Below are 6,664 nucleotides of genomic sequence, written 5' to 3'. Positions count from 1 at the left end.
CGCGTCATGCGCGGCAAGGGATTCAACGTCCTCCACCCGATGGGATGGGATGCGTTCGGCATGCCGGCCGAAAACGCTGCGCGGCTCAACAATTCGCATCCGGCGATCTGGACCTACGCCAATATTGCGACCATGCGCAAGCAATTGCAAAGCATGGGGCTTTCCATCGACTGGTCGCGCGAGATCGCGACCTGCGATCCGAGCTATTACAAGCACCAGCAGTCGATGTTTCTCGATATGCTCGACAAGGCGCTGGTCTATCGCAAGAACGCCAAGGTCAATTGGGACCCGGTCGATCAGACGGTTCTGGCCAATGAACAGGTCATCGACGGCCGCGGCTGGCGTTCCGGCGCCCTGGTCGAGCAGAAGGAGCTGACCCAGTGGTTTTTCAAAATCACGGGCTTTTCCGAGGATCTGCTCGATTCGCTCGATTCGCTCGACCGCTGGCCGGAAAAGGTGCGGCTGATGCAGAAAAACTGGATCGGTCGCTCGGAAGGCGCCTTGGTCCGCTTTCCGCTCGCGCAGCCGGCGCCGGCTGGCGAGGTTGAAGTCTATACGACCCGTCCCGACACGTTGTTCGGCGCCAAATTCATCGCCTTGTCGCCGGACCATCCTTTGGCGGCGCGCCTTGCCGAAAATGATACCCAGCTCGGCGCGTTTATCGAGGAATGCCGCCGGATGGGGACGTCGGTCGCGGCCCTTGAAACGGCTGAAAAGCGGGGCTTCGACACCGGATTGAAAGCGGTCCATCCGCTCGATCCGGAGTGGTCGCTGCCGGTTTATGTCGCCAATTTCGTGCTGATGGATTATGGCGCGGGCGCCGTTTTCGGCTGCCCCGCGCATGACCAGCGCGATTTCGATTTCGCCCGCGCCTATGGCCTCGGCTATACCATCGTGGTCTGCCCGGACGGCGCCGAACCCAAATCCTTCACGCTGACCGACACCGCCTATGACGGCGACGGCCGCCTGATCAATTCCGGTTTCCTCGACGGCCTGACGCCGAAGGCCGCGCAGGACGCGGTGATCCGCCGGCTGGAATCCGAATCCTTCGACGGCCGGCCGCGCGCCGAACGCAAGGTCAATTTCAAATTGCGCGACTGGGGCGTTTCGCGTCAGCGCTATTGGGGCTGCCCCATCCCCATCATTCATTGTGAAGCCTGCGGCGTCGTGCCGGCTCCGAAAGCCAGCCTGCCGATCGAACTGCCACAGGACGTTACATTCGATGCGCCCGGCAACCCACTGGATCGACACCCGACCTGGAAAAACGTCGATTGCCCGCAATGCGGCCGCCCGGCGCGCCGCGAAACCGACACGATGGACACTTTCGTCGATTCGTCCTGGTATTTCGCCCGCTTCACCGATCCCAACAATGAATCCGCGCCCACGACGCGCAGCGCGGTCGATCGCTGGCTGCCGGTCGACCAATATATCGGCGGCATCGAGCACGCCATTCTGCATCTGCTCTACTCGCGCTTCTTCACGCGCGCGATGAAAGAGACCGGCCATGTCGGGCTCAAGGAGCCTTTCGCCGGGCTTTTCACCCAGGGCATGGTCGTTCACGAGACGTATCGGGCCGCCGACGGCGGCTGGCTTTCGCCAACCGAGATCCGCTTCGACAATGACGCCGCCGCCCGCCGCGCCTTTTCGCTCAACGACGGCCAACCAGTCGAAATCGGCGCCATCGAGAAAATGTCCAAGTCGAAACGCAACACGATCGACCCGGACGACATTATCGCGACCTATGGCGCCGACACCGCGCGGTGGTTCATGCTGTCCGATTCGCCGCCGGATCGCGACGTCATCTGGACCGAGGAAGGCGTGCAGGGGGCCGCGAAATTCGTTCAGCGTCTCTGGCGTCTGATCGGCGATATCGCCGATTTCAGCGCTGAGACGCCAGAGGTGAAGGCCTATGACGAGGCCGCGCAGGCTATCCGCCGCGCCGCGCATGGCGCCCTGATCAAGGTCGAGGACGATCTGAGCCGGTTGCGGTTCAACCGTTGCGTGGCCCAAGTCTATGATCTGACCAATCAGCTGACTGCGCTGCTCAATGCGGTCGAGACGGCGGACGCCGGCGACGATGTCCGGGCCGCCTTCAAGGAGGCCGCGAAGATTCTCGTTCATCTTTTCGCGCCTATGATGCCGCATCTGGGCGAGGAATGCTGGGCGGAACTCGGCGAAACCTCGCCGATCGCCGAGGCGCCCTGGCCGGCGGCGGATCATTCTCTTGTCGTGGATAACGTGCTAATGCTTCCGGTGCAGGTGAACGGCAAGAAGCGCGGCGATCTCGCCATCGCGCGCGACGCGACTTCAAGCGAAATCGAGGCGGCTGTCTTGGAACTGGAGAGCGTCAAACGGGCTCTGGAAGGCCGCGCCCCGAAGAAAATCATTGTCGTCCCGCAGAGGATCATCAATGTCGTCGTCTGATCTGAGCGCTCGACGCGGGGCCCGGAACGCCGTTCGAGGCTTGGCCTTCGCCGTTCTTTTGTCGTCGGGCCTGTCCGGCTGCGGCGTCGAGCCGCTTTACGGGCAGAAGCCGGGCGGCGCTTCGATTGTGCCGGACATGCAAGCGATCAAGGTCGAGCCGATCCCGGATCGGCTCGGCCATTATCTGGAAAACGAGCTGATCTTCGCCCTGAACGGGACCGGTTCCTCGCCGACGCCGAAATATCGACTCGTCGTCACGGTTCGCGAGCGCCTGGCGACGCCGATCGTGAACACGGTGACCGGCGAGGCGCAAGCCGGCGACGTCAATGTCGATGCGGATTACCGGCTTTATCCGATCGCAGGCGGCTCCGAGCCGATCGCCAGCGGCAATGTCACCCAATTCGTCGTCTATGATCGCTCCAGCCAGCGGTTGTCCAATGTCCGGGCGGCGCGCGACGCCGAAATTCGCAACGCTAAAGTGCTCGCCGATCAGATCCGGACCCGCGTCGCAATCGCTTTGGCCACGCGCGGCTCCTGATGGCGGCGCTGGCGCATAGAGACGCCGACCGTTATATCGACCGCCCGGATCGCGGTCATTTTCTGTTTCTGGTATTCGGGGCCGATCACGGCCTGATCTACGAGCGCGCCCGGCGACTGCTGGCCGCGACCACCGATGACGCCGTGGCCTGGCGCGACGCCATCGAACTGTCCGGCGACGCTATCGCCTCCGATCCGCTTCTGCTGATCGACGAAGCGCATTCCATAGGCCTTTTCGACACCGCCTCACGCGCCATCCGGGTTAATCTCGGCGCGAAATCGGTCCTTCCCGCCCTGGAAATGATCGAGCGCTCGCCGCCATCCAACAGCGTCATCATCTTGATCGCGGGCGACCTCAAACGCGACGCCGCAATTCGCAAATGGATCGAAAAGCAGCCCTTCGCCGCCTCGATCGAATGCGCCATGGATGACGCGCGCGATGTCCAGCGCTTGCTGGACGCTGAACTCAAACGGGCCAATCTGTCGATCGAGCCCGAGGCGCGTGAAATCCTGGCGGAAACCTTGGGCGACGATCGCCTCTCGACACGCTCCGAGATCGAAAAGCTCCTGCTTTACGCCAAAGACCAATCCACCGTGACCGTGGAGCAGATCAACGATCTGCTGCTCGACGCAACAGCGGTCGATCTGGATTCGATCCTGTCAGCGATCTTTACCGGCGAAACCGAAACGGTCGCCGAACTCAGCAATAAAGTGTCTTTCGCCGACATTGACGCTAATCGTCTGTTCGCCGCCGTCTTGCGCTATGCCTTGGCCATTCATCGCGCGCGCGGCGAAATCGACGGCGGCGCGCGTCAGGACGAGAGCTTTCAAAGCCTGCTTCGCCTCGTCAATGGCTTCAAGCGGAAGGACAGTGTCGCCAAGGAGCTGCAATTGAGCCGGCTCGACAAGACGACGGACTTCATCACCGCCGCCTATGACGCGCTGAAAACCAGCCGCCAAAGGAACATCCTCACGGACGAACGTCTGTTGCGCCTGTTGCTGGCGATGGCGCAGTCCACGCGCAGCCGCGCGAAACAAAACAGGCGCCGGCCGGGCGATTAGCCCTGCAAGCGCTTGCACAACATATCGAGTTGTTCCATCGACTTATAATGGATGCGGACGTCGCCGGAATCGTCGCGATGCGCAATCCGGACGGTGAGCCCGAGCAGATCGGTCAGCAGCTTTTCCAGCGCCTGCGTGTCCGAGTCCTTCTCCGCCTGAGCGCGCGCCTTGCGCGGCGTTTCTTCCGCGCTTTGTTGCCCCAGACGTTCGACGTCGCGGACGGTCAAGCCCTGTTCGATAATCTGCGACGCCACCTTATCGGGATCGGCGACAGACAAAAGCGCGCGGGCATGGCCGGCGGAAATCTGGCCATCCACCAGATAGCCCTTGGCCGTATCGGGCAGTTTCAGAAGCCGCAAAGTGTTCGCGACATGGCTCCGGCTCTTGCCAATGATCTTGGCCAGATCCTGTTGGCTATAGGAGAACTCATCGATCAAGCGCTCATAGCCCTTGGCCTCTTCAAGCGCGTTGAGATCGGCGCGTTGCACATTTTCGACAATGGCGATCTCGAGCGACTGCCTGTCATCAGCCTCGATGATGACGATGGGCGCCTCATGCAATCCGGCCCGCTGCGCCGCGCGCCATCGCCGCTCGCCGGCGACGATCTCATAAACATTATTGAGACCCTGAATCGCGCGAACGACAATCGGCTGGACGATGCCCCGTTCGCGAATCGAATCCGCGAGTTCCTGCAAATCGCTCTCATTGAAGGATTGACGCGGATTGCGCGGGTTGGGCCGCAAGAATTCGATCGGAGCTTTGGTCGGTTTTTGGCCGATGACCTCGACGTCTCCACCGCCCACATCGCCAATCAGCGCGGCCAGGCCGCGCCCCAAACGTGATCTCGCTTCTTCAGCCATCAAGAATCCCTACCGCGCCACGAGCTGGGGAAAACGCGCTTCCAACACCATAAATCCGATCCGGCGAGAGCCGTCAGGCCGCTCGCAGATTCCGCTCCCGCTGGATCACTTCGGAAGCCAGTTTCAAATAGGCCTGCGATCCGCTGCACTTCAAATCGTAAAGCAGCACCGGCTTGCCATAGGACGGCGCCTCGGACACGCGAACATTCCGCGGTATGACCGTCTCGTAGACCTTGTCGCCGAGAAAAGCGCGGACATCCGCCACCACCTGGGAAGCCAGATTGTTGCGGGAATCGAACATGGTCAGAACGATTCCGTGAATCGTCAGGCGGGGGTTTAAGCCCTTGCGGACCTGTTCGACGGTCGACAGCAATTGCGACAGGCCCTCGAGCGCGAAAAACTCGCATTGCAGCGGCACGAGCACACTGTCGCTGGCCGCCAGCGCGTTGATTGTCAGCAGATTGAGAGAGGGCGGACAATCCACCAGCACATAGGTGATCCGATCGCCGTTCGGCATGGCGCCGCGGCCGGCCAACGCCGTCAAGGCGCTTCTGAGCCGGAAATTGCGTTCCTTCTGATCCGCGATCGCCAGCTCCACACCCAACAAATCGAGCGTTGAAGGCGCGACGTAAAGACGCGGAACGGACGTCGGTCGGATGGCGGCGTCGAGCGATCTTTCGCCCATCATGACGTCGAAAGTCGAAACGCCGCGCTGCTTTCGATCAATTCCCAGGCCGGTCGAGGCATTGCCCTGAGGATCCAAATCGATGATCAGGACCGTCTCGCCGATCGCCGCAAGCGCGGTGCCGAGATTGATCGCCGTCGTGGTCTTGCCGACGCCGCCCTTTTGATTCGCAAGAACCAGGACACGCATCTGATGAGGATTCTCCATAGCGATACCCTTAAACGCGATCCGTTTCAGAGTTATGCGCTCGAACCGCGACAATTCTTCCATCGCTTTCGGTTCGACTTTCGATCACGCTAATGTCCAAATTATTATCGGGCGCCAAGGCGGTCAATTCCGCCGACAGGCCTTTCCCCTTCAAAAACAATCCAAGCGCGCCGTTTTTCAACGCCGGCCCGGCGTAATCGATCAAGCGAGCCATGGGCGCAAGAGCGCGGGCCGAAACAACATCGAACCTGTGGCGCTCGCAGAGCGCCGGCAAAACGCTTTCGATCCGATCGCTATGAATCACGACATTGGCGCCTGTTTCACGTGAAACTTCACGCAAGAACGCCGCCTTGCGGCGGTCCGATTCGATCAGATGGACCCGCCCATTCTCCGAGGCGGTGATTGCGATCACAAGTCCGGGGAAGCCCGCGCCCGACCCGAGATCGACCCATTGTCTCCATGAGCCGGCGAGTTCGGCCAGTTGATAGGAATCCCCGAAATGCCTCATCCAGATATCGTCGAGCGTCGACGGCCCGACCAAATTGATCTTCGCCTGCCATTTCCGCAGCAGATTGGCATAAATGTCCAGCCGCTCACGGACCGCCAGCGGCAACGTCGCCAAGCTGTTGTCATGCCGTTCCATTGAAGACTCAGCTCGCCTGCTTGACGCCGGACTGGCCGGCCTTCCGAAGCCACGCCAGTATCAAGGTCAGCGCCGCCGGCGTCACGCCCTCAATGCGCCCCGCCTGGCCGAGGCTTTCAGGCATTGCCGCCTTCAGCTTCGCCCGCACTTCATTCGAAAGCCCAACGATCCGATCATAATCAAATTCGGGCCCTAAGCGGACCGACTCGTCTCGCTTCAAAGCATGGATGGCGGCAACCTGTCGTT

The 6,664-nt window shown here is 61.3% G+C and carries 6 protein-coding genes and 1 pseudogene; 3 read left to right on the top strand and 4 right to left on the bottom strand.

From position 1 onward, the window contains the following. From leuS to holA, 3 genes are all read left to right on the top strand, one after another. On the top strand, positions 1-2,424 hold a 2,424-nt coding region (leuS, locus tag ACE3S9_RS12410), incomplete at its 5' end, for a leucine--tRNA ligase (RefSeq protein ID WP_374546777.1). A 40-nt stretch (positions 2,425-2,464) separates the two neighbouring features. Further along, positions 2,465-2,962, top strand: coding sequence for an LPS assembly lipoprotein LptE (lptE, locus tag ACE3S9_RS12405; RefSeq protein ID WP_374546775.1), 498 nt, complete (start codon positions 2,465-2,467; stop codon positions 2,960-2,962). Beyond that, positions 2,962-4,023 (top strand): DNA polymerase III subunit delta, encoded by a 1,062-nt coding sequence (holA, locus tag ACE3S9_RS12400; RefSeq protein ID WP_374546774.1) that lies wholly within the window; start codon positions 2,962-2,964, stop codon positions 4,021-4,023. Before lptE ends, holA begins: the two co-directional genes overlap by 1 nt. Here holA and ACE3S9_RS12395 read toward each other — a convergent pair. The 4 genes and pseudogenes from ACE3S9_RS12395 to ACE3S9_RS12380 form a co-directional block, all read right to left on the bottom strand. Beyond that, positions 4,020-4,883, bottom strand: coding sequence for a ParB/RepB/Spo0J family partition protein (locus tag ACE3S9_RS12395; protein ID WP_374546773.1), 864 nt, complete (start codon positions 4,881-4,883; stop codon positions 4,020-4,022). The genes holA and ACE3S9_RS12395 overlap by 4 nt on opposite strands. A 73-nt stretch (positions 4,884-4,956) precedes the next feature. After that, a complete protein-coding gene (locus ACE3S9_RS12390) occupies positions 4,957-5,775 on the bottom strand; it encodes a ParA family protein (protein ID WP_374546772.1) in 819 nt (272 codons plus the stop codon). Between the two features lie 10 nt (positions 5,776-5,785). Next, positions 5,786-6,418, bottom strand: a complete 633-nt coding sequence (rsmG, locus tag ACE3S9_RS12385) for a 16S rRNA (guanine(527)-N(7))-methyltransferase RsmG (RefSeq protein ID WP_374546771.1) — start codon at positions 6,416-6,418, stop codon at positions 5,786-5,788. 7 nt (positions 6,419-6,425) lie between these two features. Continuing rightward, positions 6,426-6,664 (bottom strand): annotated as a pseudogene (locus tag ACE3S9_RS12380) (tRNA uridine-5-carboxymethylaminomethyl(34) synthesis enzyme MnmG); the annotation flags it as partial.

Source organism: Rhodoblastus sp. (assembly GCF_041915505.1).
In the GTDB taxonomy this organism is placed as follows: Bacteria; Pseudomonadota; Alphaproteobacteria; order Rhizobiales; family Beijerinckiaceae; genus Rhodoblastus.
Note: the sequence above shows the minus strand (reverse complement) of the source record. Positions and strands in the feature narration are given on the sequence as shown.